Source organism: Hymenobacter puniceus (genome assembly GCF_014333525.1).
GTDB lineage: Bacteria > Bacteroidota > Bacteroidia > Cytophagales > Hymenobacteraceae > Hymenobacter.
On sequence record NZ_JACSCX010000007.1, the window covers coordinates 117022 to 143504 of the forward strand.

At 61.9% G+C, this 26483-nt stretch carries 23 protein-coding genes; 8 read left to right on the forward strand and 15 right to left on the reverse strand.

All coding sequences use genetic code 11. The annotated features are described in order from the left end of the window. Positions 1-57 precede the first annotated feature (57 nt). The gene (locus H8B14_RS17685; RefSeq protein ID WP_187316997.1) at positions 58-552 is read left to right on the forward strand and encodes a DUF4382 domain-containing protein; all 495 of its coding nucleotides are present in this window, start codon (positions 58-60) and stop codon (positions 550-552) included. A gap of 112 nt (positions 553-664) precedes the next feature. Here the strand turns inward: H8B14_RS17685 and H8B14_RS17690 are convergent, their stop codons facing one another. The 7 genes from H8B14_RS17690 to H8B14_RS17720 form a co-directional block, all read right to left on the reverse strand. After that, a complete protein-coding gene (locus H8B14_RS17690; RefSeq protein WP_187316998.1) occupies positions 665-1288 on the reverse strand; it encodes a thioredoxin family protein in 624 nt (207 codons plus the stop codon). 133 nt (positions 1289-1421) lie between these two features. Next, positions 1422-1925, reverse strand: coding sequence for a DinB family protein (locus H8B14_RS17695; protein ID WP_187316999.1), 504 nt, complete (start codon positions 1923-1925; stop codon positions 1422-1424). 98 nt (positions 1926-2023) lie between these two features. Then, entirely contained in the window at positions 2024-2497 is a 474-nt protein-coding gene (locus H8B14_RS20920; RefSeq protein WP_222840640.1) for a DUF6970 domain-containing protein, read from the reverse strand. A 96-nt stretch (positions 2498-2593) separates the two neighbouring features. Next, a complete protein-coding gene (locus H8B14_RS17705) occupies positions 2594-2998 on the reverse strand; it encodes a diacylglycerol kinase family protein (RefSeq protein ID WP_315984850.1) in 405 nt (134 codons plus the stop codon). Beyond that, entirely contained in the window at positions 2991-3590 is a 600-nt protein-coding gene (locus tag H8B14_RS17710; protein WP_187317000.1) for a GNAT family N-acetyltransferase, read from the reverse strand. Before H8B14_RS17710 ends, H8B14_RS17705 begins: the two co-directional genes overlap by 8 nt. 132 nt (positions 3591-3722) lie before the next feature. Further along, on the reverse strand, positions 3723-5129 hold the full coding sequence (gene fumC, locus H8B14_RS17715) for a class II fumarate hydratase (RefSeq protein WP_187317001.1): 1407 nt from the start codon (positions 5127-5129) through the stop codon (positions 3723-3725). Between the two features lie 89 nt (positions 5130-5218). Next, the gene (locus H8B14_RS17720; RefSeq protein WP_187317002.1) at positions 5219-8242 is read right to left on the reverse strand and encodes a DUF7948 domain-containing protein; all 3024 of its coding nucleotides are present in this window, start codon (positions 8240-8242) and stop codon (positions 5219-5221) included. 196 nt (positions 8243-8438) lie between these two features. On the opposite strand from H8B14_RS17720, the gene H8B14_RS17725 reads away from it, so the two are divergent. Beyond that, entirely contained in the window at positions 8439-8726 is a 288-nt protein-coding gene (locus H8B14_RS17725; protein ID WP_187317003.1) for a hypothetical protein, read from the forward strand. 147 nt (positions 8727-8873) lie between these two features. Here the strand turns inward: H8B14_RS17725 and H8B14_RS17730 are convergent, their stop codons facing one another. The 3 genes from H8B14_RS17730 to H8B14_RS17740 form a co-directional block, all read right to left on the reverse strand. Further along, positions 8874-10262 carry a TonB family protein gene (locus tag H8B14_RS17730; protein ID WP_187317004.1) on the reverse strand — a complete coding sequence of 463 codons (1389 nt, stop codon included), beginning with the start codon at positions 10260-10262 and terminating at the stop codon, positions 8874-8876. After that, on the reverse strand, positions 10249-10860 hold the full coding sequence (locus H8B14_RS17735; RefSeq protein WP_187317005.1) for an RNA polymerase sigma factor: 612 nt from the start codon (positions 10858-10860) through the stop codon (positions 10249-10251). Before H8B14_RS17735 ends, H8B14_RS17730 begins: the two co-directional genes overlap by 14 nt. Before the next feature lie 98 nt (positions 10861-10958). Further along, positions 10959-11498 (reverse strand): DUF6252 family protein, encoded by a 540-nt coding sequence (locus H8B14_RS17740; RefSeq protein ID WP_187317006.1) that lies wholly within the window; start codon positions 11496-11498, stop codon positions 10959-10961. Positions 11499-11863: 365 nt separating this feature from the next. On the opposite strand from H8B14_RS17740, the gene radA reads away from it, so the two are divergent. The 4 genes from radA (at position 11864) to H8B14_RS17760 (ending at position 17335) form a co-directional block, all read left to right on the forward strand. Next, the gene (radA, locus tag H8B14_RS17745; protein ID WP_187317007.1) at positions 11864-13246 is read left to right on the forward strand and encodes a DNA repair protein RadA; all 1383 of its coding nucleotides are present in this window, start codon (positions 11864-11866) and stop codon (positions 13244-13246) included. 191 nt (positions 13247-13437) lie between these two features. Continuing rightward, positions 13438-14907: a TlpA family protein disulfide reductase gene (locus tag H8B14_RS17750; protein WP_187317008.1), complete on the forward strand. Its 1470-nt coding sequence runs from the start codon at positions 13438-13440 to the stop codon at positions 14905-14907. 344 nt (positions 14908-15251) lie between these two features. Beyond that, positions 15252-16274: an SPASM domain-containing protein gene (locus tag H8B14_RS17755; RefSeq protein ID WP_187317009.1), complete on the forward strand. Its 1023-nt coding sequence runs from the start codon at positions 15252-15254 to the stop codon at positions 16272-16274. Positions 16275-16396: 122 nt separating this feature from the next. Further along, positions 16397-17335, forward strand: a complete 939-nt coding sequence (locus tag H8B14_RS17760) for a mechanosensitive ion channel family protein (protein ID WP_261990082.1) — start codon at positions 16397-16399, stop codon at positions 17333-17335. An 81-nt stretch (positions 17336-17416) separates the two neighbouring features. Here H8B14_RS17760 and H8B14_RS17765 read toward each other — a convergent pair whose 3' ends face one another. Further along, complete coding sequence (locus H8B14_RS17765; protein ID WP_187317010.1) at positions 17417-17758, reverse strand: hypothetical protein; 342 nt, start codon at positions 17756-17758, stop codon at positions 17417-17419. A gap of 123 nt (positions 17759-17881) precedes the next feature. Further along, on the reverse strand, positions 17882-18082 hold the full coding sequence (locus H8B14_RS17770) for a FeoB-associated Cys-rich membrane protein (protein ID WP_261990083.1): 201 nt from the start codon (positions 18080-18082) through the stop codon (positions 17882-17884). 256 nt (positions 18083-18338) lie between these two features. On the opposite strand from H8B14_RS17770, the gene H8B14_RS17775 reads away from it, so the two are divergent. Together H8B14_RS17775 and H8B14_RS17780 are read left to right on the forward strand one after the other, a co-directional pair. Continuing rightward, complete coding sequence (locus tag H8B14_RS17775; RefSeq protein ID WP_187317011.1) at positions 18339-21425, forward strand: amidohydrolase family protein; 3087 nt, start codon at positions 18339-18341, stop codon at positions 21423-21425. 227 nt (positions 21426-21652) lie between these two features. Then, positions 21653-22954 (forward strand): amidohydrolase family protein, encoded by a 1302-nt coding sequence (locus H8B14_RS17780; RefSeq protein ID WP_187317012.1) that lies wholly within the window; start codon positions 21653-21655, stop codon positions 22952-22954. Positions 22955-23029: 75 nt separating this feature from the next. On the opposite strand, the gene H8B14_RS17785 is transcribed toward H8B14_RS17780, so the two are convergent. The 3 genes from H8B14_RS17785 to rsmI all read right to left on the reverse strand — a co-directional run bounded on the left by H8B14_RS17785 (position 23030) and on the right by rsmI (position 26403). Further along, positions 23030-23824 carry an inositol monophosphatase family protein gene (locus tag H8B14_RS17785; protein ID WP_187317013.1) on the reverse strand — a complete coding sequence of 265 codons (795 nt, stop codon included), beginning with the start codon at positions 23822-23824 and terminating at the stop codon, positions 23030-23032. 145 nt (positions 23825-23969) lie between these two features. Then, a complete protein-coding gene (gene lnt, locus H8B14_RS17790) occupies positions 23970-25688 on the reverse strand; it encodes an apolipoprotein N-acyltransferase (protein WP_187317014.1) in 1719 nt (572 codons plus the stop codon). Beyond that, a complete protein-coding gene (gene rsmI / locus H8B14_RS17795) occupies positions 25663-26403 on the reverse strand; it encodes a 16S rRNA (cytidine(1402)-2'-O)-methyltransferase (RefSeq protein WP_187317015.1) in 741 nt (246 codons plus the stop codon). The genes lnt and rsmI overlap by 26 nt, the downstream gene beginning before the upstream one ends. Between the last annotated feature and the right edge of the window lie 80 nt (positions 26404-26483).

The window sequence follows — 26483 nt, forward strand, 5'->3', positions numbered from 1 at the left end:
GTATGCAGCTATGCAGTTGTGCTAGCCGTTGGGCCACTTCTGGGCTGCCAGTCTCAGATGGAAGACCCACAACCTGCTTTAAGCGCGCAGGCAGCGCAAGTGGCAGCCAGGCAGCAGCCTCAGCTACTCATAACAGCTGTTTACATTGATCTGCAACAAGCAGTGGCCCTAACGGACAATGGGCGTTCAGTGGCACTAACTGATGTGCCGGCCGGCCGTTATAATCTGTTGCAGGCCAACCCGGGTGCAGCGCTATTCCGGACCGCCCAACTGCCCGCCAGAGATATAAAAGGCCTACGGCTGATACTGGGGGCCAATAGCAGCATTCAGCTGTCGGATGGTTCTATCCACGCGCTGGATACGCCCAGCGGCACCACCTCCGGCCTGAAAGTTCAACTGGACCAGGCAGTTAATGTGGCTAACACCACTCATCAGGTTCGGGTACCGTTCTCTACTGACCGCGACATTGTGCGCCGTGGCAATGAAAGCTTTGGATTAAAACCCGTACTGAAAGGCATCCTCAACACCGTTTCTGTTTCCCCGGGCACGTAACCTGTCGCGCTGCTGCTCTTCCCGGAGCACGCAAACGCCGCCTTACTACCTAATACTCTGGCTGTGCAGCTGAAGCATTGGATAGTAAGGCGGCGTTTTCCGGTTGGCACTCTTACGCCAAGCCTTTCACCAGCGCCAGCAACTCGTGCTGAATGCTTTGGGTTTTGTCTTTGGCGTACCAGCCGTGGATTTTCTCGGCGTACTCTTCGTGGGTGGCGCCTTGGGCTTTCAGGTCCAGTAGTAGCGTCTGGGCAGGTGCGGGGCGCGGGCCCCAGTGGGTAGCCTCAGTAAGGGTATCGGCGCGCAACACTACCAGTTGCGGGATAGAGCGGGCGCCATTCGTCAGGTAGCGGTCCATGAGGTCCGGATTTTCGTCGCGTAGCAGATAATGCGTGCGGATGTTGCCATTGGACGCCTGCGCTACTGCTTCCAGCACAGGCACAATCTGGGCCGCGTCGCCGCACCAGCCTTCCGTAATAATCAGCCACTCGTAGCGCTGCGGCAGCGCCTGCACGGCGGCCTGTAGCTCGGGCAGTACGTGCGTGGTTTTGTCGAGGCGCTGCATGCGCTGCACGTTGAGGCGCGTGTATTCGGTCAGCTCGGGGCTTTGCTCGGGGCCAGTGGTTTTGCCTTCGGCCTGCAGCGCATCGATAAGCTGGCGGTAGTGGGCGTAGGTGTGAGCCGTAGTAAGGCGCTCGGGCGAGAGAACAGGCTGGGTGGTGGGTTCAGTGGTCATGCAGAAAGCAAATGGTAGCAGGTATGCGTACGCAGATAGCGCCGCGGTGGCGGCCGGTAGGCTTATAAAAGCAGAAGCCTTTCCAGAGAATTCTGAAAAGGCTTCCATGATAACCGGCCAACAAGACTTTTGCTTATAGGCTCGGAACGTCGGCGGCCTGCGCCTGCGCCGACAGTTCGCGGCAGTAGGTGATGTAGTCGGTGTTGATAGGCTCCAGGCCCTGCTCACGCATCTTGATGGCCACCTGGCCGCGGTGGTAGTTGCCGTGGATGGGCAGGTGCGTGAAGATGTCGGAAACCTGGCTGGTAAAACTCTCGCCGGCTGAGTTGGTGTAGCTGATGAGGCGGTGCAGCTCAGTTTCGTCGGCGGCCGTGGCCAAGCCATAGAAGCGGGCCGTGGATTGCTCGTGCCAGTGGTGCAAACCGGCCAGGTCGTGCTCCTGCCACACTTTTACGGGGCTAGGCGTGCCCGTGAGGCGCCCAATCCAGATTGACTGCGCGTTGAGCACGTGGCTGAACAACCGCAATACGTTGGCCGGAATGGTGGCGCCGTTGGCGACGAGGCCATCGAGGTGGCGGAGCAGGGTTTCGTTGGCCCACACGTTGTAGGCCCCCAGTTTGTCAATGGTATTAATCATACGGATGCGGTGCTGATGGAAGAAGCGCCAGGGCTGCCGGCAGCAGGATTGGGGACCAAAACGGGCTCCTTTGCTTTGCTACCAACAACTACTAGCCCCTATCTGGGGTCCTGCCAAACCAGCTTCTCTTCGGTTTTATTTTTGTTGAAATCGGTGCAGTTACCGTCGCCGCGACCTGTGAGGCCGCCGTCGGGGTGGCAGATGAGCTTGCCTTTCTGGTCGTAGAGGTTGGTGTACTGGTCGCAGCAGGGGCTGGTTTCATAGTATACCACGGCGCCTTTGTAGCGGTAGCGAAATACCTGAATAGGTGGGTTCTGCTTGTTTTCCGCTAAATGCGCTTCAATACGTGCTTTTAGCCAACCGGGCCGGGCGGTGGTGTCGAACTGCGCAATGGGCGTGTCCGGCACCGGCGTAGTGGTATTCTTGGCCGTAGGGCTGGGCGCAGAGGTGATGCCTGTGGTGCCGCTGGCCGGCGTGTCGGTAGGCGTCGTGACACTCACGCTTTTCTGGCAGCCGAAGCCGCAGAGCAATACACCCAGCGCAGTGGCCGGCAATAGTAGAAAGGAGCGCATGGCAGCAGGAAAAGAGGGCTCAAAAGTACGCAGGCCTACCCAAACGCCGGCCCACTGCTGGAACTTACGCCGGCTCCTGACGCAGGGTTCTGCTTGCTAGCCCCCCAGCAACGCCCACAACCGGGGACCAAATACCAGTCCGCCTACGGCCACGGCTGCTATGGCACCGGCCAGCACGGCACCAGCCGCCACATCTTTAGCGCGCCCGGCCAGCGGATGATACTCCGGCGACACCAGATTCACCACCGCCTCCACTGCTGTGTTCAGCAGCTCTAGGCTCCAGACCAGCCCCACGGCCAAGGCCACCAGCGCCCATTCCCAGCGTGCCAGCCCCATATACCAGCCCAGGGCCAGCACTGCTCCCGTAGCCACGGCATGAAACTGCAGATGCACCTCACTGCGCAAGGCCGCTGCTATGCCGCGGAAGGCATAGCCGAAGCTGGCAGCCCGGCGCCGCAGCATGGCCGGAAACCGCTGGGGCTGGGACTCCGGGCTAGCCACGGGTTGTAGCCTCGAAAGCGCTGAATACTGTGCGGCGCAACGTTTCCCATTCCGGCCGGATGATGCTGAACACGACCGTATCGCGCCGGATGCCGCCCTGCGTGTAGCGGTGGCTGCGCAACGTGCCTTCCTGGGTGGCCCCCATGCGGCGCATAGCCTCCTGCGACTTGTGGTTGCGGGCATCGGTTTCCAGCTCCACCCGCTCGCAGCCCAGCACCTCGAAGGCGTGGTGCAGCAGCAGATGTTTGCAGGCCCGGTTGAGGCCCGTGCGCTGGAAGTCCTGCCCAATCCAGGTGTAGCCGATGGAGAGCTTGGCGTCGGCCAGGTCGATGTTGTAGTAGCTGGTGCTGCCGGCGGCTTGCCCGGTTAGCTTGTCCAGGATAAGAAACGGGTAGCGGCGCTGCTGCTCCCGGCCACGCACGGCCTCGGTGAGGTAGCTGGCCAGGCTGATGGGGTCGTCGGCACGGGTGAGCGTGTAGTCCCACAGCGCGGGCGTAGCGGCAGCCAGCCGGAGCCCCTCAAAATCGGTGACAGCCAACGGGCGCAGCAGGGCGCGGTGGTTTTCGAGGAGAATGTCTTGCGTGAAATCCATGAGGCACGAAAGGGCACGAAGTGAAAGACCAGCTAAAGATGGCCGGAAAAACAGAAACGCCGCCGCCCCAGACAGAGCAGCGGCGTTGCCGAACGAGTTGCGCCGGCCACCAAGGGCGCCCGGCACTAAGTGCTACTTCTTGATTTCGCCCACCATGTCCTCGGGCTTCAGCCACTCGTTGAACTGCTCCTCGGTGAGGTAGCCGAGCTGCAGGGCGGTTTCCTTCAGGGTCGAGCCGTTTTTGTGGGCCGTCTGGGCAATTTCGGCGGCTTTGTAGTAGCCGATGTGCGGGTTGAGGGCCGTTACCAGCATCAAGCTGCTATCTACGTGCTTCTTGATGTTGGCTTCCAGGGGCTCGATGCCCACGGCGCACTTGTCGTTGAAGCTCACGCACACGTCGCCGATGAGGCGGGCCGAATGCAGGAAGTTGTAGATCATCACGGGCTTGAACACGTTCAGCTCGAAGTGGCCGCTCATGCCGCCGATGTTGATGGCCACATCGTTGCCCATCACCTGGGCCGCTACCATCGTCATGGCCTCGCACTGGGTGGGGTTCACCTTGCCGGGCATGATGCTGGAGCCGGGTTCGTTATCCGGAATGTGCAGCTCGCCGATGCCGGCGCGCGGGCCCGAAGCCAGCAGACGGATGTCGTTGCCGATTTTCATCAACGAAGCCGCCACCGTTTTCAAGGCGCCGTGGGCTTCCACAATGGCGTCGTGGGCAGCCAGGGCCTCAAACTTGTTTTCCGCCGTGATGAAGGGCAGGCCAGTAAGGTCGGCAATGTGCTTGGCCACGTTTTCGGAGTAGCCGGCGGGCGTGTTGATGCCGGTGCCCACGGCGGTGCCGCCCAAAGCCAGCTCGCTCAAGTGGGCCAGCGTGTTCTTGATGGCACGCAGGCCGTGGTCGAGCTGCGACACGTAGCCACTGAACTCCTGGCCCACGGTCAGCGGGGTGGCATCCATGAGGTGGGTGCGGCCGATTTTGACGATGTGCATAAACTGCTCCGACTTGCTTTTCAGCGTGTCGCGCAGCTTCTCGATGCCGGGAATGGTAGTTTCGACCAGGATTTTGTAGGCCGCAATGTGCATGGCCGTCGGGAACGTGTCGTTGGAGCTCTGGCTCTTGTTCACGTCGTCGTTGGGGGCCAGCACCTTCTTCTCATCCGAGAGGCTGCCGCCCTGCAGCACGTGGCCGCGGTAAGCCACCACCTCGTTCACGTTCATGTTGCTCTGGGTGCCCGAGCCAGTCTGCCACACCACCAACGGAAACTCCTTGTCGAGCTTGCCGTCCAGAATTTCGTCGCACACTTTGCCAATCAGCTCGGCCTTATCGGCATCGAGGATGCCGGCGTCGCGGTTGGTGAGGGCAGCGGCTTTCTTGAGGTAGGCGAAGGCGCGTATGATCTCCTTGGGCATCCGGTTGATGTCCTGGGCAATCTGGAAGTTGTCGATGCTGCGCTGGGTCTGGGCGCCGTAGTAGGCGTCGGCCGGCACCTGCACGGTGCCCATGGTGTCTTTCTCGGTGCGGAACTGCGTCATGCTTCTATTGGGAGTGAGAAGAGGAGGAAGTGACAGGTAAGGATGCCGGCAAAAGTACGGAAGGGCCGCCGAAGAAGCGGCGCGCCACATTACTTCACCACTTCCACCCAGCCTTTGCTGGAAGGCGTGCAGAACCGCTCGTTTTCCAGGGTGTAGTAGTAGATACCGGCAGGCTGCTCAGCGGCATTCCAGTCGTTGCGGTAGTCGTTGGTGGCGTATACCTGGCGGCCCCAGCGGTTGTAGAGGCGCAGGCGGGTGCCGGGCTCCAGCACATCCTGGCCAGGCTTGAAGAAGTCATTGTTGCCGTCGCCGTTGGGCGTAATGACGTTGGGCGGCAGGATCGGGCGCTGCAGGTTCACGACCACCGTCTTTTCCTCGGTGCAGGCTCCCTGCGTAACGCGCACCGTGTAGCGGCCTGAGGTGGTGGCCACAATGTCGGGCGTGGTGGCCTGCGTCGACCAGAGGTATGTGCTGCCGGGCGCGGCCTGCACCCGCAGCCTAACGCCCTCTGCACAACCCGTTGTATCGGCCGGCAACTTGGCGGAAGCAGCCTGCTGCACCACAGTGCTGTCGCGGGTGGTGCAGCTGCCGTTGCTGACCGTCACGACGTACTTGCCGGGCTGCGTGACACGAATGTTGGTGGTGGTGGCGCCGGTGTTCCAGCGGTAGGTGGTGCCGGCGCTGGCCGTGGCCGTAAGCGTGAGCGAGCCCCCGGGGCACAGCGCCTGGTTGCGGGGCAGCGTTACCGTGGGGCGGGACTTTACCCGCACTGTTACATAGGTGGTGTCGTTGCGCGAGCAGCTTCCGCCCGCGCCCAGCGCTATTAGCTGCACCCGGTATGTGCCGGGGTTCTGGAACAAGTGCACCGGGTTTTTGTCGGTGCTGGCCGCCGTGCCGTCGGCGAAGTTCCACAGGAAGCTGCTACTGCCCACCGAGGTGTTGGCAAACGTAACGCGGGCCGGGGCGCAAGCAGAATCGACGGCGGCTACGGTAGCCTGCACTGGCACGCTCGTGGCACTGGACTGGTCTATCTTGAACGTCAGCATGTCGAACCCGGAGCTGCGGCGGCCAGTAGCAAAGGCCGTGGGCGTAGTAGGAAAAGACGAAGTGGTGCAGACGCTTTGGTAGAGCCGCCCCTGCGCATCAAAGCGGTGTGTAGGGGTATGTGCGTGCTGCACCGACGGGCCGAAGTATGAGCCAAACAGCCGGGCACTACCGGCCGCGCTGATAGTGGTCAGGTATACAGCCCCCGTTGAGCCGGTGCCGACCAGGGGGGTCACCAGGGGCTGCCCGCCCCCATCGAAGCCCGCCAGATGGATATTGCCGCAGGCATCTACTCCTAGCGCCGTAGCCTGGGAGAAAGTGAAATTAACCGGCTTGGCCAGAAAGAACTGACTGGTCAGGGCCTTGTTGAGTTTGGCGATAAACACGCTCCCGGCCACCGACAGCGCGCCGGGCGTAGCTGCCAGGGTGCCGGAGGCGGTGCCGCACACTACCACGTTGCCATCCGCGTCCAGCTCCAGTTTATGCACCTGGTCGATACCATTCAGGGAACCCACGAACGTGGAGGCCAGCAGGGCGCGACCATCCGCTTGCAGGCGCGCCACAAATCCGTCGCCGGGGGCGGCGTAGCTGGTGCGCAGGGCCCCGGGCGTCACCGGAAAGTCAGGAGCATTGGTGGCGCCCGCCAGCAGGACGTTGCCGTTGCTTTCCACCTGCAGGCTGCTAGCAATTTCGGCGTTGCCAAAGCTGCCGCCCAGAAACGTGCTCCACTGCAGCACCGTCAGCGACTGGTTGAGGCTGGCAACCAGCACATCCTGGCCGCTCAGCGTCCGGTCGTAGGCACCGGTGGTGGTCGGGAAGTTGTCGGAAATAGTGCTGCCTGTTACAACCACTCCCGTGCTGCTCAGCGCCAGCTCGGTGCCGTTGTCGGAGGATTGCCCACCCAGGTACGTAGAGCCCAGCAGCGCCGTGCCGGCAGCATTCAAACGCGTGATGGCCAAATCGGCATTGCCGTTGGCCGAGGGGTCGTAGCAGCCGGCTGTCACCGGGAAGTTACTGGATGTGGTCTGGGTGAGTACGTACAGCTCTCCTGCCGCCGAGGTACGCAGGGCCCGCACTTCATCTGCTGCGGTGCCGCCCAGGTAGGTAGCATACAGCAACTGCGAGCCAGTAGGGCTGAACTTGCTGATAGCCACATCCGGGCCGCTCCGCAAGACATTCTGGTACGCGCCCGGCGTGACAGGGAAGCCCGAAGACTGCGCGAAGCCTCCGGAATAAATGTTGCCGGCCGCATCGTAGCCGCTGACCGCGCCCCAGGTTTCGCCGGTGCCGCCCGAGTAGGTACAGGCCACCACCGCCGGGTCAATCACCAGGGCTGTAGCTGAGTCGTAGCCCTGCGGAAACTCGTAGTGCAGCACATTGCCGCTCAGGCGGTAGCGGCAAGGCACCTCACGGCGCTGCCCCAGCACGAGCTGATAAGCATAAGGGCGCTGCTCCGCTACGTCGGTTACGGAGGTATGCACCAGCAGCGTGCCGTCGGGCTGCACCTGCAGGCCATCGGTGCCGCGGTAGCGCAGGGCAATGGCTTCGGGGTGGCCACCGGGCTGCACCTCAAAATCGTACTTCAAACTCCCTGTCTCGGTGCCGTACACGCGCAGGTCGGTGCCCGGGTAGAGGCTGGCGTAGCGCACCTCCTCAAACAAGGCCACGTTGCTGGCCCAGTGCGTGGGGTCGTTGCCGATAAAGTAGTTGTGGTACGCCTTTTCCTGCTGCCGCCCCTCCGGCGTTGCGGCCAAAGCTGCGCCCACAAAATCAACGAACACGGCGTGCCCTCTGATGGGAGTTAACGGGGCAGGCTTACGCGTGCGGCTAGCCTTCTCGGCAGCCTCGTGGGCTTGGTGCAGGTCGGCGGCATTGCGCCAGTCATACACCAGGCCGCCGCCGGTCAGAAAGACGCTGCCGCCCGGCACCTCGGCCCGAAACCGCACCGGCGCGGCCCACTGCTGCTTGTTTTCCACGAAGTGTAAACCGGATCCGGCCTGAGCGGAGAAGCTGGCCAGCGAGGCCAACAGCGCCAGGGCCTGCGGCGCCCGGCATGATAGAAATGACATAATAGTCGGCAAAAAGATAAAAATCGGGTGTAAACTACTAAAACGGCTACTATTGCCCTATTTGAAGAGGCGCTTTTTCCGGTGGGCAGGTGTAGCTGGATTGCGGGTATCAATCCCCGAATTATGCGCCCTCGAAGCATAGCCCCGGCACCTATGCGCGCCGTATACCTGGGCTCATCACCAGCATTTATATCCCATGAAAAAGACTTTCGAAGACGAGTCCGACGCGCTGTCTACTTCGCCCGCCACGCCTACCGCCCACCAAGACGCCGCCGTAACGCCGCCCCACCACGAGAACCAGGAATCCACCAGCACCCGGATATCCGGCGCTTCGGCCACCGCTGAAACGCCCGTGGCCGTAGCCGGCAACGGTGCTCCCGACTACAGCCAAGTGGAGCTGAAAACCGAGCCCGAGTTGCCTACCCCCGACAAAGCCGGCGGCAGCGCTACCGAGCCCGAAAGCGGCGGCGGCTACAGCGGGTAGTTACGATAGTAGAACGTCATTCTGAGCGAAGGCGCAGCCGAAGCCGAGGAATCTCGCCAGGGTAGTAACTGATTCTACTACACTAGTGAGATTCCTCGGCTACGGCTGCGCCTTCGCTCGGAATGACGTTTATATTTTTCAGCTGGTTTACCGCTGCACAATTTTAAACGGCACATCAACCACGACTTTGCGGGCTATGCGGCGGTTGCTTTGCACGGCCGGAAACCAGGCCGGGCCTTCCTGGAGCAGCCTGATGGCTTCCTCATCGCACTCCGGCGAGACCTTGCGCACAACTTTGAAGTCGCTCAGCTTGCCATCTACTCCCACCACAAATTGCAGCCGCACAGTGCCTTCAAGGCGCTCATCCAGGGCTTTCTGCGGGTAGTCGAGGCTGTCGCGCAGGTACTTGCGCAGGGCGGGGTAACCACCGGCCGGCGTGGCGGCAATGCTGGGCAGCATCGGCGGGGCCTCCCGGCGCACCACTACCACTTCGCTCAGCTGCCGGCTGTCGGGCGCCAGGGCGAGGGCCAGGGTGGAGTCGGTGGGGCGCAGGGCGCGGGTCTGGGTGGTGTAGCCGATGGAGCTGACGGCCAGCTGAGAAGCCGTGGCTGGCACAACCATCGAAAACGAGCCGTCGGCGTTGGTGCTCGTGCCGGTCTGGGTGCCGGGCACCAGAACTGTGGCACCAGGCAGCGGCACGCCGGCCGTATCGGTGATGCGGCCCTGCACAGTGCGGGTAGTTTCCGGAGCGGCAGAAGCGGCGGCTACCGCAGCCGGAGCAGAAGCCGCACGGGCCATTCTGGCTTTATCGGCTGCTGGCTCAGAGGCCACTGCCGCTGCCAATTGGCTATCCGCCGTTGCTTTCAACTGGGTTGCCGCGGCCACTTCAGGAGCCGTAATGGCGGCATCCATTGTACCACTGGCACCGCCAGGCAGAAGGTCCGCTGAGCTGGGCACGTCCGCATCGGCTAGTACCACTGGCTTCCGCCTCATCGGTACAGATGATGCTGGCCGCCGGATTGGCGAAGCCGGAACCGCCGGCGTTGCAGCTGCTACCTCCGGCGCAGTCACGGCTGCTGGCTCCGCAGGTGTTATGGTAGGCACAGTGGCGGGTTTGCGAATCGTAGACTCTGTGGCAGAACGGGCCGCTATATTGGGCGCACTGCTGAAACGACTGATAGCTAGCCAGCCCACCACGCTCAATGAAATCAACAGCACGGCCGCGGCCGCCAAGGGCCGCCATGCCCACAACGGAATTACGGCGGGCTCAGCAGGTGCGGCTTCGGTAGCCAGTTCGGCTACGCGGCCGTGCAGGCGTTGGCGCAACGTGGCCAGGCTAGCCTCGTGGGCGGCGGCGGGCTGCAGTTCTAGGCCTTCCAGTATGTCGGCGCACACGGGACAGTCAAGGGTGTGGGCTTCTACAGCGTGCTCCTCGGCGGGCGGCAGCTGCCCGGCCACGTACCGGCGCAGCAGCTCCACCGGCAGGTGGGCGCCGGCCGGGGCAGAGGGGGCGGACGTTAGGTCAGGGCGAGGCATTGGAGGCAGAGGCTTGCAGGAGGCGGCGCAGGTTGCGCTTGCCGTTTTGGAGGTGGCTTTTTACGGCGTTGAGGTCGAAGCCGGTGAGGACCGCTACTTCGCGGTAGCTTTTCATTTCGAGGTAAAACAGCTCCAGGCACTGGCGCTGACCGGGGGGCAGTTCGGCGAGGGTGTGCTCCAGCTGCTGCAGGTGCTGCTCGTGCAGCTCGGCGTCGGCGGGGTCGTCGGCGGTCAGATGCCGGGCCGCTACCGATTCCATACCGGCCTCGTCGGAAAAGTGCACCAGCGTGGGGCCAGCGCGTTGGCGGGCCCGCAGCACCATCAGGCAGTGGTTGCGGGCCGTGGCGTGCAGCCAGGGCGGGAAGTTCTCCACGGTGTGCTGGCGCAGCTTGGGCACCAGCTGCTCGAACAGCTGCATCACGGCATCCTGGGCGTCGGCTTCGTCGCGGAGGTAGCGCCGGGCAATGGCCAGCACGCCGCTCATGTGTCGCTCGTAGAGCACGCCCAGGTCGGCCACCTCGCCCTGGGCGTGGTAGCGCCGCAGCAAATCCGCATCGGACAGCTCGGCAGCAGCAACAGGACGACGACGAAACAGCATAACGCAACAGCAGAGCCAGCCAGCGGCCCACACGTTCCGCCAAGATACGGGCAGCGCGGCGTTTAGCGGCGCAGGTGGCCGGAAAGTGGCGAAAGTGATTACAGCTTCTTATCGAAGCGGCCTTGCGTGACGCGCACCGAGTCGCATCCGGGCTTGTAGAGCGTGAAGGCAAAGGTGCCGGAAATGATGCCGGCCGTCAAGTCCAACCGGGTGATGGTCATCGAGCCACGGCAAGTGGTAGTAGTGCTGTCTGTGCTTCGCCAAGAGCAACGCCGTTTCTGGTCGTTAAATGTGGCCGTGCTACGCCGCCAGTCGCGAAGTGAATAGCTATTAACTCCCGGTAAAGTGCCCACGAGCAATGTCATATTGGTATCTCCCTCAGGCTCTCTGCTATCAATACGGTACGTCTGAATGAAAAGCACGCCACCTGAAGCAGTTCGGTCATAGGATACAGCGTAGTTTGGATAGCCAAAATTGCCTTGTGGCGTCCACGGCTGCCCGTTGACCAAGCAGCCGAACGTGTTGGCCCCGGTCTGCGTGGCGGGTGGTAGCTGGGCTTCGGGCGCGGGGTCGTTGTCCTTGCACTTCGAGCATTGCGAGAGCAGCAGCAGGGCCACGTAGAGGAATAGTTTACGCATATAACGCTATAAAGACAGGGATAAACGGCGCCGGCAGGCAGCCTTAAGGTAGCAAAGATTTCCGGCTGCCTATTGCGCTTCACCAATGCACGTTATGCCCTGCGTCACGCAGTACCTCTACAGTGCGCGGCGGAGATAGAACGGATCCGGTCCGGCGGCTTTTTCCAGCCGTCGGACCGGTCGCCGACAGGGCCACTCGAACGGCATTGTAACAACATCAGCAGGCGGCGACCGATCCGACGGCTGGAAAAAGCCGCCGGACCGGGAAGGACGAATCAGCGAGGAAACCTCCCGCCAAATGCCGTTCTTGCTAAACTTTTTGGCGCAAATTTGCCTTACACCCATTCTCCCCAACCTGTTTAGGAATGGCCAAGCTCAAGACCTTATTTTTCTGCCAGAACTGCGGCGCCCAAAGCGCCAAATGGCTCGGCCGCTGCGCCAGCTGCGGCGAGTGGAATACCTACGTCGAGGAAGTCATCCAGAAGGAAGACAACTCGGCGGCCGGCTCCTGGAAAGCCTCCACCACGGTAGGCACCACCAAGGCCGCCAAGCCCCGCGTCATCTCCGAGATTCACTTCGAGGAAGAGTCGCGCTTTGATACCAACGACGGCGAGCTGAACCGGGTACTGGGCGGCGGCCTCGTGCCGGGCTCCCTGGTGCTTATCGGCGGCGAGCCCGGCATCGGCAAAAGCACGCTCATGCTCCAGATTGCCATGAGCCTGACGCAGATGAAGGTGCTCTACATCTCAGGTGAAGAAAGCGAGCAGCAGATAAAGATGCGCGCCGAACGCCTCGGTGAGCAGCACCCCAACTGCTACATCCTCACCGAAACCAACACCCAGAACATCTTCAAGCAGATTGACGCGCTGCAGCCCAACGTGGTCATCGTCGATTCCATCCAGACGCTGCACTCGCAGCTGGTAGAGTCGGGGGCGGGCTCGGTGAGCCAGGTGCGCGAGTGCACCCAGGAGCTGCTCAAGTATGCCAAAGAAACCGGCGTACCGGTGTTGCTCATCGGCCACATCACCAAAGACGGCTCTATTGCGGGCCCCAAAATCCTGGAGCACATGGTGGACACCGTGCTGCAGTTTGAGGGCGACCGGCATCTGAGCTACCGCATCCTGCGCACCACCAAAAACCGCTTCGGCAGCACCTCTGAGCTGGGCATCTACGAGATGCAGGGCTCGGGGCTGCGGCAGGTGAGTAACCCCTCCGAAATCCTGCTCAGCCAGCGGGCCGAGAGCCTGAGCGGCATGGCTATCGGGGCTACGCTGGAAGGCAACCGCCCGCTGCTGGTGGAAGTGCAGGCCCTCGTGACGCCCGCCACTTACGGCACGCCCCAGCGGTCGGCTACGGGCTTCGATGCCAAGCGCTTACAGATGCTGCTGGCAGTACTGGAGAAGCGCAGCGGCCTGCGCCTCGGCCAGCACGACGTGTTCCTGAACATTGCCGGCGGTTTGCGCCTCGACGACCCCGCCCTGGACCTGGCCGTGTGCGCCGCCGTGGTGTCGTCGCTCAACGACCTACCCATCCGGGGTGAGGTGTGTTTGGCAGCCGAGGTGGGGCTGAGCGGCGAAATCCGGGCCGTGAGCCGGCTGGACCAGCGCCTGAGTGAAGCCGAGAAGCTGGGCTTCGCCGAAATGTACATCTCCCAGTATAACGCCCGCGGGCTGGACCTGGCCCGCTACGGCATCCGGGTACAGCCAGCGGGGCGTTTGGATGAAGTATTGCAGGGTTTGTTTGGATAAATCCGGCAAAAAAGCAGGCTGGCTGTCCGGTACGAAAAAAAGACATAATTCGGATTGGACTATCACAACCTAAAAGCCGTATCTTCGGTACAGGAATTGGCTTTTACCGCGAAAGATGTTGCTGCTCAATTTAGTGCTGTAGCAGCTTTTGCGGCCCAACTCCGGCGCTATTCCCTGCAATACTTGCTCTGATGTCATACTCTATTCGCTTTCTCGCCGGGTGGCTGCTGGCTACTGGCCTTACGGCCCTCTCTACAGGGGCGCAGGCCCAGGGAACGGTCACGCTCACCGGTAAAGTAAGCGGCCGCACCAACGATACCATTGCCGTATCCGTCCGCGAAAACCCGTTAGACCCGAAAGAGCAAATCACCTACGCCCGCCTCGACGACAAAGGGGAGTTTCGGATGGCGCTGAAGCTCGACGGCCCGGCCCGCGCCGACCTGGTGTATGGCGACGACGTAGCCGACCTGTTTCTGGAGCCCGGCGACGCGCTGGATGTGCGCTTCCGCGGCAACAACCTGTCGGGCTCGGTGCGCTACAAAGGCAAAGGCGCTGATGCCAACACCTACCTCACGGACATAGCAGATCAGTTTATTGAAAACGATGGATTTCAGGTACTTCCTGACAACATCATGCTCTATGAGCCTGGTTTCCTGTCGTTTCTGGACTATCGGCGCAAAGAGGAAAACAAGTTTCTGAAGAATGCGCTGGAAGACAACAAGTTCAGCGAGGCCTTCCGCCGCTATGCACAGGCCGAAATAGACTACAGCTACGCCAACGACCGGCTTACTTTTCCGGATTTGCGCGAACAGGTAGTGGCCACCGAGGGCCGCCTGAAAATGTCGCCCTCCTTCTACGAGTTTCTCAACGACAAGAGCCTGACCAACAATGCGGTGGCTATGCAGAGCGAGATGTACCAGGAGTTTCTGCTTAACTACGTGCATTACCTGGCCACCAGCAACGGCAAGCTCCGCACCCACCCCGATTTCTACCAGACCTGCTACGACTACGCTAAAAATCAGCTGAGTGGCCCGGTCCGGCCCATCATCATGGGCCGCGTGCTGCAGGAGTCGTTCCGGTTTGGGCACGTCAAACAGTCGGCGGCTATGCTGGCTGATTTTCGCACCATAGACACCCAGAACCGTTACACTCCGGTGCTGCAGCAGGACTTCGACACGCACAAAGCGTTTGCCATTGGAGCACCCGCGCCAGAGTTCCGGCTTCAGACCGTTAACGGTGACTCCGTGAGTCTGCAGGACTTCCGGGGTAAGCTGGTGTACCTCAACTTCTGGCGCACCACCAGCGGCCTGAGCTTGCGCGACCTGCCGTATGCGGCTGACCTAGCCAAAAAGTTTGAGGGTAAGAACATCGTATTTATCAACATTGCCCTCGACGAAAACGAAGGCGCCTGGAAGCAGCTCGTGACCAGCAAGCGCCTGCCAGGCGTACAGGTCCGCGCCGCCGGGGGCATGCGCAGCCCCATTCTGCGCGCCTACGCCCTCGACGATGTGCCAGCTTACTTCCTGCTGGCCGAAGATGGCACCTTCCTCAACACCAAGCCCAAGCGCCTGAGCAGCCGCGCCGCCGTCGACGAAATCAAGGAGTCGTTCGGCAAAGCCAGCACCTACACCAGTTTGCTTTCCAACGAAACGGCCAAGTAAGCAGATTGGCACTGTCATTCCGACGAAGGAGGAATCTGAATCAGGTCGTTCAGCTATCTGACCTAGATTTCTCCTTCGCTGGAATGACAGTTCTGTAAGCACACTGCTTTTCCTATACATGCAAAACGCCTTCTGCTCTGGCAGAAGGCGTTTTTTTTGATATCAGGGGCGGCAGCGGGCCAGCGCCTTACCTTTGCTTGAACCAAGAGCTGCAAGCCGCAAGCTACCAGTGGTCAGCGGCCGTTTCAACCACCAGCGTGCGGCACGAAGTACGAGCCGGCTTGCGCTCCATGGGAACAAAGCTTGGGGCTTGCGGCTTGAAGCTTGCAGCTCTCCTCTACCCTATGGCTTCTCTGCTCACCGACTCTGTTATTTTTCTTTCGAAAGCCACACCGCGCCGCGTCTGGAATGCGGCGCAGGTGGTGGGCGGCTACGCCCTGAGCAAGCTCACGGGCAAGGCGCGCCACTGGGGCCTGCCGGTGGCCCTCAGCTTCGAGCCGACGACTAGCTGCAACCTGCGCTGCCCGGAGTGCCCCAGCGGCCTGCGCAGCTTCACCCGGCCCACCGGCATGCTGCCCGACGAGCTGTTCCGCAAGACCATCGACGAGGTGGCCTCGCGGCTGTGGTACCTGATTTTCTACTTTCAGGGTGAGCCGTATCTGCACCCCAACTTCCTCGATCTGGTGAAGTACGCCAGCCAGAAAGGCATCTATACGGCTACCAGCACCAACGCCCACTACCTCAACGACCACAACGCCCGCCGCACGGTGGAAAGCGGCCTAGACCGGCTGATTATTTCGCTGGACGGCACCACCCAGGAGGTGTACCAGCAGTATCGCGTGGGTGGCAAGCTGGATAAGGTATTGGAAGGCACCCGCAACCTGATTAAGTGGCGGCGCGAGTTGAAAAGCCAGACGCCGCGGGTGGTGTTTCAGTTTCTGGTGGTGCGCCCCAACGAGCACCAGATGGACGAAGCCCGGCAGCTGGCCCAGGAGCTGGGCGTGGACGACGTGTGGTTCAAAACGGCGCAGATCTACGACTACCAGCACGGCTCTCCGCTGATTCCGACCATCGATTATTACTCGCGCTACGAAAACAACCAGGACGGCACCTGGAGCATCAAAAACCGCCTGCTCAACCACTGCTGGAAGATGTGGCACAGCTGCGTGATAACCTGGGACGGCCTGGTGGTGCCCTGCTGCTTCGACAAAGACGCCGAGTACCGCCTCGGCGACCTCCAGACCCAAACTTTCCGCCAGCTCTGGCACGGCCCCAAATACCGCCAGTTCCGGGCCTCCCTGCTCAAGGGCCGCGACCAGATAGACATGTGCCGCAACTGCACCGAAGGCACTAAAGTCTGGGGCTAACCCCCTGTCGGCCGCGCCAGTAGCGCGAACTTTGTAGTTCACGTCTCCGCGCCTTTACAGCCGCTCGAACAGCACGGCGTAGCGGCCGTGCGTGAGTGTGGCCTGGTTTCTATCTTGCTGCATTGCTCACCTCATTACCCGCGCCCATGTTCGGCCTGACCCAGATCGACAAAGCCTTTACGATGCTGTCCCGCAAGCTGATTGGCTGGGGGCAGGAGTTCATTGTGATGCTGCCCAACCTGCTGATTGCGGCGCTGGTGCTGGTGGCCACGCTCTACGCGGCCCGGCTGGTGAAGCGCGGCGTCACGACCGTTTTTCCGCGCATCTCGCACAGCGCGGCCCTGCGCGATTTGGTGGCCACGCTCAGCTACGTGATAGTGCTGCTGATCGGGTTGTTTTTTGTGCTGGAGGTGCTCAATCTGCAGAAAACCGTTACGTCGCTGCTGGCGGGCGTGGGCATCATCGGGCTAGCGCTGGGCTTTGCTTTTCAGGACATTGCGGCTAACTTCATCAGCGGCATCATTCTGGTGCTGCAGCGGCCCTTCACAGTCGGCGACGTTATCAAGACCAACGACTACACCGGCTTGGTAGAGCGCGTGAGTTTGCGCACCACCGACCTGCGCCAGGCTACCGGCGAGCTGGTGCGGGTGCCCAACCGCAAGGTGTTCGAAAACGCCCTCATCAACTTCACCATCAACAGCTTCCGGCGCGTAGACGTGGACTGCGGTGTCACGTACGATGCCGACCTGGACGAGGTACGCAGCGTGGCGCTGGCCGCCATCCGGGAGGTGCCCAACCTGGCCCCCGAGCGCCAGCCCGACGTGATGTTCACCGAGTTCGGCGAGAGTGCCATTGCGTTTCAGGTGCGGTTTTGGGTGCCGTTTGAGCGGCAGCTCGATTACGTGTCGGCCAAGAGCGAGGCCATCGTGCGCATCAAGCGCGCCTTCGACGCGGCCGGCATCGTCATCCCGTTCCCGATCCGGACGCTGGACGTGCCGGAAACGGTGCTGCGCCGGCTGGCCCCGCCGCCAGCTGATCCGCCGGCAACGCCGAAAGCCTAGCCATCCGTCAGACACACAAAAAGGCGCCCGGAACAGATTCCGGGCGCCTTTTTCTCAGCGGGCAGGGCCGAAGCCGGCTGCTTACTTGTGGTTCTTGTCGAGGTCTTTGCCGAGGTCTTCCACGGTGCGCAGGAACTCGTCGACGTCGCCATCGGCGTAGGTGCCGAAGGCGGTGGAGATAGTGCCTTTCACACCATCAGCGGTTTGGATGGCGTAGAGAATAGACATATCGTCGGGGTTGCTTTCGCCCTCGAAGCGGTAGAAGTCCACGATGGTTACTTCATTGGGCGCGTAGCCCTTGCTGCGGTCGTTGCCAATGGTGTGCAACCGGCCATCCTGCACGCGGAAGTCTTCCGTGAAACCGTCCTTGTTGAGCTGCTGCTCTACCTTCACGAGGGAGCGTTCTTCTTCTTTGTCTTGCATGGTTGTGTGGTATGCGAGGATGGAAACAGGCCGTAGGAACAGGGGCAACTGCAACGCCCCCGCCCCGGCTATACGAGGCCGGTACGGGGGCGGGTTGCTTTATTTTCGGGAAGGAAATCCGGCCTACTTCTCGGCGTTGGGGCGGGAGGCCGCCAGCTCGATGGTGCGCTGCAGCCGGTCAACGTCGATGGTGGAGCAGGCCCCGCCGCAGCCTTTAGCGCAGCCGGCCTGGGTTTTGTCGAAGAAGGCCCGCCAGAACAGCCGGCCCACGTAGAACGCCGCCGCCGCAAAGAGCAGCCCGATGATGAGAGTTTGCATCCACATAGTACCCGCAAAACTACGATGCCGCAGTAAAAGTTTGGTGTGGGCGGAAGGCGGGCTGCCGCAGACGTCGTCAGCCTGCGGGCGGCAACGTCCGGCGTGGGCTGGCCACGCCTGTTTTGCCAGGGTCTTGTAAGATTTCCGCTTTTACTTGATGATCTGGCATCTGGCTGTACTTTAGCCAAGAGTTGGTCTTCTCCAGCTGAACGCCGGCCGGCCATTTAGCACTGTTTGGGCGGCCTTTCACCCTACCATCTGCATGCAAACTCCTACTCTTCGATTTACGCTGGCGGGCGGACTGCTGCTAAGCGGCTTGGGGGCATACGCCCAGCCCACTACCTACCCGCGCAATGGCGTCTACGACCAGCGGCCGGGCCTCTACGCCTTCACCCACGCCACCATCTTCACCGACTACAAGACCAGGCTCACCGACGCCACGCTCATCGTGCGCGACGGCAAGGTGGAAGCCGTGGGGCCGAACCTGAAGATTCCGGCCGGCGCGGTGGTGCAGGACCTGAAGGGCAAGTACATCTACCCCGGCTTCGTGGACTTGGCGGCCAGCTACGGCCTGCCCGAAGTGAAGCCACCCGAGCGCACCGGCCGCCGCCCGCCGCCGCAGTTTGAAACCAAAAAAACCGGCGCCTACGACTGGAACCAGGCCATTCATCCGGAAACCCAGGCGGCGCAGGATTTCAAGGTGAACGACGAGCAGGCCGATGTGTACCGCCGCCTGGGCTTTGGGGCGGTGCTGACGCAGCAGCCCGACGGCATTGCGCGCGGCACGGCGGCGCTGGTGACGCTGGCCACCGCCGGCCACCGCGAAAACGAGGTGCTGCTGCTGGAGCGCGCCGCCGCCGGCTACTCCTTCGACAAGGGCAGCAGCACCCAGAACTACCCCGGCTCCCTGATGGGCAGCATTGCGCTGCTGCGCCAGACGTTTCTGGATGCCGCCTGGAACCAGCGCAACCCCGGCAAAGAGCAGAATTTGTCGCTGAAAGCGTGGCAGGAGCAGCGCAGCCTGCCGCAAATTTTTGAGGTGAGCGACAAGCTGAACGCGCTGCGGGCCGACAAGCTCGGCGACGAGTTCCAGACCCAGTACATCATCAAGAGCCGCGGCGACGAGTACCAGCGCCTGACCGACATCAAAGCTACCGGCGCGTCGTTCGTAGTAAGCCTCAACTTTCCCGACGCCTACAACGTGGACGACGTGTACGACGCCTCCCGCATTTCGCTGGAAGAGTTGAAGCACTGGGAAATGGCGCCCGCTAACGCCGCGCTGCTGGCCAAAGCCGGCGTGCCTTTCGCACTGTCGGCGGCCGACCTCAAAGACAAGAAGAAGTTTCTGCCCAACCTGCGCAAGGCCATTCAGTACGGCCTCACCGAGGAGCAGGCGTTGCGCGCCCTCACGGCCACGCCCGCCGAGCTGATCAAGGCCCAGGACAAAGTAGGTAGCCTGAAACCCGGCCTGACCGCCAACTTCCTGGTGTGCTCCACCCGGCTGTTTGCCGAGGACAACGTGCTGCTCGACAACTGGATTCAGGGCGAGCGGTACCAGCTCAGCAACCTGCCCGCTGACTACCGCGGCGTGTACACGCTGCAGCTGGTTACGGCCGAAAAGGTGAAGAACAATGAGTTCAAGCTTTCTGCGAATATGGCGCTCCTCGTGGAAGGCAAGCCGGAAGCGCCCCAGTTGAAAGCGGTACTAGCGCCAGGAGACACCCTGAAAGGCAGCATTAGCGTAAATGGCGAGCTGGCGACCATCGTGTTTCCGGCCGGCAAGGATAAAAAGGCGGAGGTCATCCGCCTGAGCGGCTACTACACCCCCGAAACCCGCGTGTTTCAGGGCGACGGCCAGCTGCCCGATGCAGTCCTGGTGAAATGGACCGCCCGCCGCCAGGAAATGGCCAGCCGCGCCGCCCGGCGCGACTCGGTGAAGGCGCCGGAGCCGGTGCAGCTCGGAGCCATTCTGTACCCGTTTGCGGCGTACGGCCGCCCGGCCATGCCGCCCCAGGAAACGGTGCTGATTAAAAACGCCACTGTCTGGACCAGTGAGGCCGCCGGCAAGCTGGAAAACACCGACGTGCTGCTGGTAGGCGGCAAAATTTCGAAAATCGGCAATAACCTGACCGCCAAAGACGCCCGCGTGGTGGATGGCACCGGCAAGCACCTCACGCCGGGCATTATTGATGAGCACTCCCACATCGGTATTATAGGGGGCGTAAACGAAGGTACCCAGGCCGTAACGGCGGAGGTGCGCATCGGCGACGTGCTCGACCCCGAGGATGTGGACCTGTACCGCGACCTGGCCGGCGGCGTGACGGCGGCGCAACTGCTGCACGGCTCGGCCAACCCCATCGGCGGTCAGTCGCAGCTGATTAAGATGCGCTGGGGCGCGGCGCCTGAAGACCTGAAAGTGGCGGGTGGCGATGGGTTCATCAAGTTCGCGCTGGGCGAAAACGTGAAGCAGTCGAATGCCGGCGAGGCCAACGTGCTGCGCTTCCCACAGTCGCGCATGGGTGTGGAGCAGGTGTTTGTGGATGCGTTTACGCGGGCCCGCGAGTACGAAAAGGAGTGGGCCGCCTACAACAAGCTCGGCAAAGGCAAGCAGAAGAAAGCGGAAGCCCCGCGGCGCGACCTGGAGCTGGACGCGCTGGTGGAAATCCTCAACAATAAGCGCTTTATCACCTGCCACAGCTACGTGCAGAGCGAAATCAACATGCTGCTGAGCGTGGCCGACCGGATGGGCTTCAAGGTGAATACCTTCACGCACATTCTGGAAGGCTATAAGGTGGCAGACAAGATGAAGGCCCACGGAGCCGCGGCCAGCACCTTCGCCGACTGGTGGGGCTACAAAAACGAGGTGCGCGACGCCATTCCCTACAACGCCGCCATCATGCACGACGCCGGCCTGAACGTGGCCATCAACTCCGACGACGCCGAAATGAGCCGCCGCCTCAACCAGGAAGCCGCTAAAACCGTGAAGTACGGCGGCCTGTCGGAAGAGGAAGCCCTGAAGCTGGTGACTATCAACCCGGCCCGCATGCTGCACCTGGACAAGCAGATGGGCAGCATCCGGGAAGGTAAAGATGCCGACGTGGTGCTGTGGAGCGGCCACCCGCTGAGCGTGTACACCCACGCCGAGCGCACCTTCGTGGATGGCCGCCAGTTGTTCGACCTCGAATCCGACAAGGTGCTGCGCCAGGAAATGGAGCGGGAGCGGCTGCGCATCGTGCAGAAAATGCTGAGTGCCAAGAAAAGCGGCGCGCCCACCCAAACGGCCACCGCCAAACCCACCGGCCACTTCCACTGCGACACCGACGGCGAGGAAAAAGAGCTAGACCAGTAGAACAGAACGATTAACTCCCCTCCTCAGATGAGGAGGGGATGCGGCGCCAAAGGCGACGCTGGGGTGGTTGACCTCGTTGCTGACGTTGCTCAGGTACTTGCCAAACTCAGCACGGAGACTAGGCAGACTTGCCTAACGATTGAACCACCCCGCCCTTCGGGCACCCACGCCGCTTGATGCGCGGAATTTGAAAAAGCAGGGGAACTATCCTCCTAATGAACTCAACAATGAAACAACTACTGTTCTGCTTGCCCCTATTGGCGGCGCTTACGGCTACCGCGCAGGTGCCCATGCCGGCCCCGGCTCAAAGCAAGCCGATTCTGCTGGTGGGCGGCAACCTGCACGTGGGCAACGGCACGGTGGTGCCCGATGCCGCCGTGGCCTTCGACAAGGGCCGCATCACCTACGCGGGCGCCCAAAGCGGCTTCGCGCAGCGCGCCGGCTACGATGTGATTGACGTGAAAGGCCAGGAGGTGTACCCCGGGCTGATTCTGCCCAACACCACGCTGGGCCTCACCGAAGTGGAATCCATCCGGGCGACGGTGGACGAGCAGGAAGTGGGTTTGATGAACCCCAACGTCCGGTCCCTGATTGCCTACAACACCGACTCCGACATTATCCCGACGGTGCGCACCAACGGCGTGCTGCTGGCACAGATTACGCCCCGCGGCGGCATGCTCTCGGGCCAGAGCAGCATTGTGCAGCTCGATGCCTGGAACTGGCAGGACGCCGCCGTGCGCCCCGACGATGGCCTGCACCTGAACTGGCCGGCCATGGTGCTCAAGCTCAACCCCGCCGAGGACGAAAAAGCGGTGGAGCGGCGCACCAAAGAGCGCCAGACCCAGCTGCGCGACTTGGAGGCCATGCTCACCGAGGCTGCCGCGTACAAGAACCTGCCGGCCGGCCGGCGTGAAAACCTCAGGCTGTCGGCGCTGAGCGGGATTTTTGATGGCTCCAAAACCCTGTTCATTCACGCCGACTACGGCAAGGAAATAGTGGAAGCGGTGAGCTTCGCCAAGCGGCTGGGCGCGCAGAAAGTGGCCGTGGTAGGCGCCCGCGACGCCTGGATGATGCTGGACTTCCTGAAGCAGCACGACATTGCCGTGGTGCTCTCGCGCACCCACGCCCTGCCCCGCCGCCCCGGCGACGACTACGACCTGCCCTACAAGCTGCCGAACATTCTGCAGCAGGCCGGCATCCGCTACTGCCTCGACTATGAAGGAAGCATGGAAACGGCGGGCTCCCGCAATCTGGCCTTCATTGCGGGCACCTCGGCCGGCTTCGGCCTCACCAAAGAGCAGGCCCTGACGGCCGTAACGCTCAGCCCTGCCCGCATCCTGGGCATCGACAAAGACTACGGCAGCCTGGAAATCGGCAAAAGCGCCACTCTGGTCGTGAGCAGCGGCGACCTGCTGGACATGCGCACCAACAACATTACTCACGCCTACATTGACGGCCGCGCGTTCAGTTCCGAGAACAAGCAGCTCTACCTGAACCGCAAGTTCAAGAGCAAGTACAGCCTGAAGTGAGCCTGACAGAGCGCACATGAAAAGGGGCCGGCTCTACGTGAAGCCGGCCCCTTTTCATGTGCGCTCTGTCAGGCTTTACTTCCAGAACTCCCGGATGGTGTCCTGCATTTCCTGGTGCACGTGGCCGTTGCTGGCTACCACCTGGCGACCGAACAGCGGGTCGCCATCGTGCAGAAACTCGGTGGTGCGGCCGCCGGCTTCCGTGACGAGCAGCAGGCCGGCGGCTACGTCATAGGAGTTGAGGTTGAACTCGAAGAAACCTTCGAAGCGGCCAGCCGCCACGTAGGCCAGATCCACGGCCGCCGAGCCCAGCCGCCGCACGCCGTGCGACTTGCGCATGAACGCGCCCAGCACCTGCAGGTAGTCGTCCATCAGCCCGAAGTCGGTGTAGGGGAAGCCGGTGGCAATGAGCGAGCTGTTGAGGTCGGGCACGTCGCTGACGTGGATGGGCAGCTCGTTGCAGAAGGCGCCGGCGCCCTTGGCCGCCCGGAAGCACTCGTCGCGCACTACCTCGTACACCACGCCTGCCACCAACTCCTGCCCCCGGATCAAACCCACGCTCACGGAGTACACGGGCAGGCCGTGCACGAAGTTGGTGGTGCCATCGAGCGGGTCGATAATCCAGTTGAACTCCTCGGCGCGGTCGGCGCCCTCGGTGCCTTCCTCGGTGATGAAGCCGGCCTCGGGCAGTACTTCGCGCAGGCCCGCTACCAGCAGCTTCTCGGTTTCCTTGTCCACGTACGACACCAGGTCGTGGACGCCTTTGCTTTCGATGTGGCCGCGGTGAAAAGTAGCCGCCTCCTGGCGGATAAACTGCCCGGCGTGCCGCGTTACGGCCGCCAGCTGAAAGCTGATTTCGTTGTAATCCATGTGATTGATAAAGTCAAGAAAAGCATCTGTCATCCTGAGCTTGCGAAGGATCTTATCAGGCAGGAACGAGTTGTTTAGCAGTAAAGCAGCCGTAATAAGGTCCTTCGTAAACTCAGGATGACGGTCGGGTTTTGATTACCGGTTGTTACCGGCGCCGCACACCCTGCACCACCGTGAAGCCCAGCAGCAGCGCCGCCAGCACCTGACAGGTGGGCCCGATCAGCTCGCCGTGGCGGACATAGAACGTCTGCTCGGTGTTGAGGTGCACGGTGTGGCGGCGGACGTCCTGAGTCCACCAGCTGGTGCGCGCCAGGAACTCGCCTTTCTGGTTGATGAACGCCGAAATGCCCGTATTGGCTGAACGGGCTATGTCGCGGCGGGTTTCGATGGCACGCAGTGTGGCGTACTGCACGTGCTGCTGGTGGCCGGGCGAGTCAGACCACCAGCCGTCGTTGGTGATGATGCCGATGAGCGTGGCGCCGCGCTTCACGTATTCGGCCATGAAGTCGCCGTACACCGACTCGTAACAGATGCTGGGAGCCATGCGCAGAGCCGGGGTGGCGGTCTGGAACACGGTGCGCTCGTCCTGGCTGCCGTAGGAGCCCACGAAGCCGCCCAGGTCGATGTTGTTGATGAGCGAGGCCAGCGCCACCGGCACCTTTTCCACGCCCGGCACCAGCCGCGACTTATGGTAAAACGTGACTTGTCCTGTGGTCCCGGGAAAATGCACGGCCGTGTTCGACACGTCGTAGTAGCCCAGGTCGTCGCGGAAGCGGGCGGTGGGTGTGGCTGTTTCCTTGGTGCGGTACTGCGTGATGCTGGTGATGCCCGTAATCAGCTCCAGGCCCGGGTGCTGGGCCAGAAAGTTGCGCACCCGCTGCACCTTGGGGTTGGCATCAAACGACTGCTCGAAATACGGTTCTTCCAGGGCCGTTTCGGGCCAGAGCACCAGCTTGGTCTGGGGCGTGAGCTGCTGCTCGGTGAGGCGGATCAGGCGGCTGAGCTGCTCGTCGTAGGGAATGAAGTTGGGCGTGCTGCTGAACTTCTCCAGGTACGGATCGACGTTGGGCTGCACCACTACCACATCGGCAGGCGCACCCTTTTCCTGGTAGTTGCTGCCGATGATCAGGGACAAGGCAATAGGCAGCGCAGCCGCCAAGCCTGCGGCAATAGGAATTAAGAATTGAGAACTAAGAATTGAGAATTGGTGACTACGCTCTTTCTCAACTACTTCATTCTTAATCCTTAATTGATAATTCTTAATTGACAAGAACACCAGAATATTCACGGCCCACATCCAGACGGAGCCGCCCAGAAAGCCGGTGTACTCGTACCACTGCACCAGATAGTTAGCCTGCGCGAAGCCGTTGCCGAGCGTAAGCCAGGGCCAGGTGAGGTCCCAGTGCAGGTGCAGCTGCTCGAAGGCAATCCAGTAGATAGGCAACGACAGGTAGCCCAGCGTGGGACCAGCCAGCCGCTTGGTGTGGTAGAACGCCATGACGGGCGCACTCATCAGCAACGCATTGCAGATAACGGCCGTGATGCCGCCGCCCAACGTGCTGTAGCTCACCCAATAGGTAGTGAAGGCGTTCCAGAGCACCAGATTTAGATAGGCGTAGCGGAACACCTTCCAGCCGCTGGCGCCGCGCTGCACCAGCAGCTGCTCCATGCGCAGAAACGGCACCCAGGCTACCAGCAGCACCAGCGCTAGAGCCGCCGGATGCACCGGCCAGCCCAACCACAGCAACGCCGCACTCAACAGGGCCAGCAGACTGGGCAGCCAGTACGCCAGGCGACCAGCAGCCGGAGCGGCCGTTTTAGTAGAAGCCAGCGTAGGGTTATTCGTCACGGTCGTCGGTTGCATAACGTTCCTGCTTGATACGTTCTTCTTTCTCGCGGCCCTGCACCACCAGCACAATTTCGCCCTTGATGGTGGCGCGGGCCGCGAAGTTGGCGGCCAACTCGGCCAGCGGCGCCGTCACGGTTTCCTCGAACAGCTTAGTCAGCTCGCGGCTCACGGAGGCTGGCCGCTCGGCACCCAGCACGGCGGCCAGCTGCTCCAGCGTCTTCACAATCCGGTGCGGCGACTCATAGAAAATCATGGTGCGGTGCTCGTGCACCAGTTCCTGCAGCCGGGTCTGGCGGCCCTTTTTCACGGGTAGAAACCCTTCGAACGTAAACCGCTCGGTCCCGAAACCCGACTTAAGCAGCGCCGGCACAAACGCCGTGGCGCCCGGCAGGCACTCCACCCGCAGGCCCCGGGCCAGGCACTCGCGCACCAACAAAAAGCCGGGGTCGGAAATTCCGGGCGTGCCTGCATCGGAAACCAGGGCCATGGTTTCGCCGCGCTCCAGGCGCTCCAGCAGGCGCTGCACCTGTTGGTGCTCGTTGTGGAGGTGGTAGCTGAGCATAGGTTTTTTCAGGCCCAGATGCTGCAGCAGGCGGCCACTGGTGCGGGTGTCTTCGGCTAGCACCGTGTCCACTTCCCCCAGTATCCGGATGGCCCGCAGGGTGATATCCTCGAGGTTGCCGATGGGCGTGGGCACGAGGTAAAGCAGGGTTTTGGGAGCGTTAGCCATAGCCGCAAAGGTAGCGGAGTTAGTAGTTGTCGGTTGGTAGTTGCAGCAGTAAAACAATACCGACAACCGACAACTACCAA

Coding starts and splice junctions, on each gene's coding strand:
- H8B14_RS17685 (WP_187316997.1), top strand. CDS start 58: ATGGAAGACCCACAACCTGCTTTAAGCGCGCAGGCAGCGCAAGTGGCA.
- H8B14_RS17690 (WP_187316998.1), bottom strand. CDS start 1,288: ATGACCACTGAACCCACCACCCAGCCTGTTCTCTCGCCCGAGCGCCTT.
- H8B14_RS17695 (WP_187316999.1), bottom strand. CDS start 1,925: ATGATTAATACCATTGACAAACTGGGGGCCTACAACGTGTGGGCCAAC.
- H8B14_RS20920 (WP_222840640.1), bottom strand. CDS start 2,497: ATGCGCTCCTTTCTACTATTGCCGGCCACTGCGCTGGGTGTATTGCTC.
- H8B14_RS17710 (WP_187317000.1), bottom strand. CDS start 3,590: ATGGATTTCACGCAAGACATTCTCCTCGAAAACCACCGCGCCCTGCTG.
- fumC (WP_187317001.1), bottom strand. CDS start 5,129: ATGACGCAGTTCCGCACCGAGAAAGACACCATGGGCACCGTGCAGGTG.
- H8B14_RS17720 (WP_187317002.1), bottom strand. CDS start 8,242: ATGTCATTTCTATCATGCCGGGCGCCGCAGGCCCTGGCGCTGTTGGCC.
- H8B14_RS17725 (WP_187317003.1), top strand. CDS start 8,439: ATGAAAAAGACTTTCGAAGACGAGTCCGACGCGCTGTCTACTTCGCCC.
- H8B14_RS17730 (WP_187317004.1), bottom strand. CDS start 10,262: ATGCCTCGCCCTGACCTAACGTCCGCCCCCTCTGCCCCGGCCGGCGCC.
- H8B14_RS17735 (WP_187317005.1), bottom strand. CDS start 10,860: ATGCTGTTTCGTCGTCGTCCTGTTGCTGCTGCCGAGCTGTCCGATGCG.
- H8B14_RS17740 (WP_187317006.1), bottom strand. CDS start 11,498: ATGCGTAAACTATTCCTCTACGTGGCCCTGCTGCTGCTCTCGCAATGC.
- radA (WP_187317007.1), top strand. CDS start 11,864: ATGGCCAAGCTCAAGACCTTATTTTTCTGCCAGAACTGCGGCGCCCAA.
- H8B14_RS17750 (WP_187317008.1), top strand. CDS start 13,438: ATGTCATACTCTATTCGCTTTCTCGCCGGGTGGCTGCTGGCTACTGGC.
- H8B14_RS17755 (WP_187317009.1), top strand. CDS start 15,252: ATGGCTTCTCTGCTCACCGACTCTGTTATTTTTCTTTCGAAAGCCACA.
- H8B14_RS17765 (WP_187317010.1), bottom strand. CDS start 17,758: ATGCAAGACAAAGAAGAAGAACGCTCCCTCGTGAAGGTAGAGCAGCAG.
- H8B14_RS17770 (WP_261990083.1), bottom strand. CDS start 18,082: ATGTGGATGCAAACTCTCATCATCGGGCTGCTCTTTGCGGCGGCGGCG.
- H8B14_RS17775 (WP_187317011.1), top strand. CDS start 18,339: ATGCAAACTCCTACTCTTCGATTTACGCTGGCGGGCGGACTGCTGCTA.
- H8B14_RS17780 (WP_187317012.1), top strand. CDS start 21,653: ATGAAACAACTACTGTTCTGCTTGCCCCTATTGGCGGCGCTTACGGCT.
- H8B14_RS17785 (WP_187317013.1), bottom strand. CDS start 23,824: ATGGATTACAACGAAATCAGCTTTCAGCTGGCGGCCGTAACGCGGCAC.
- lnt (WP_187317014.1), bottom strand. CDS start 25,688: ATGCAACCGACGACCGTGACGAATAACCCTACGCTGGCTTCTACTAAA.
- rsmI (WP_187317015.1), bottom strand. CDS start 26,403: ATGGCTAACGCTCCCAAAACCCTGCTTTACCTCGTGCCCACGCCCATC.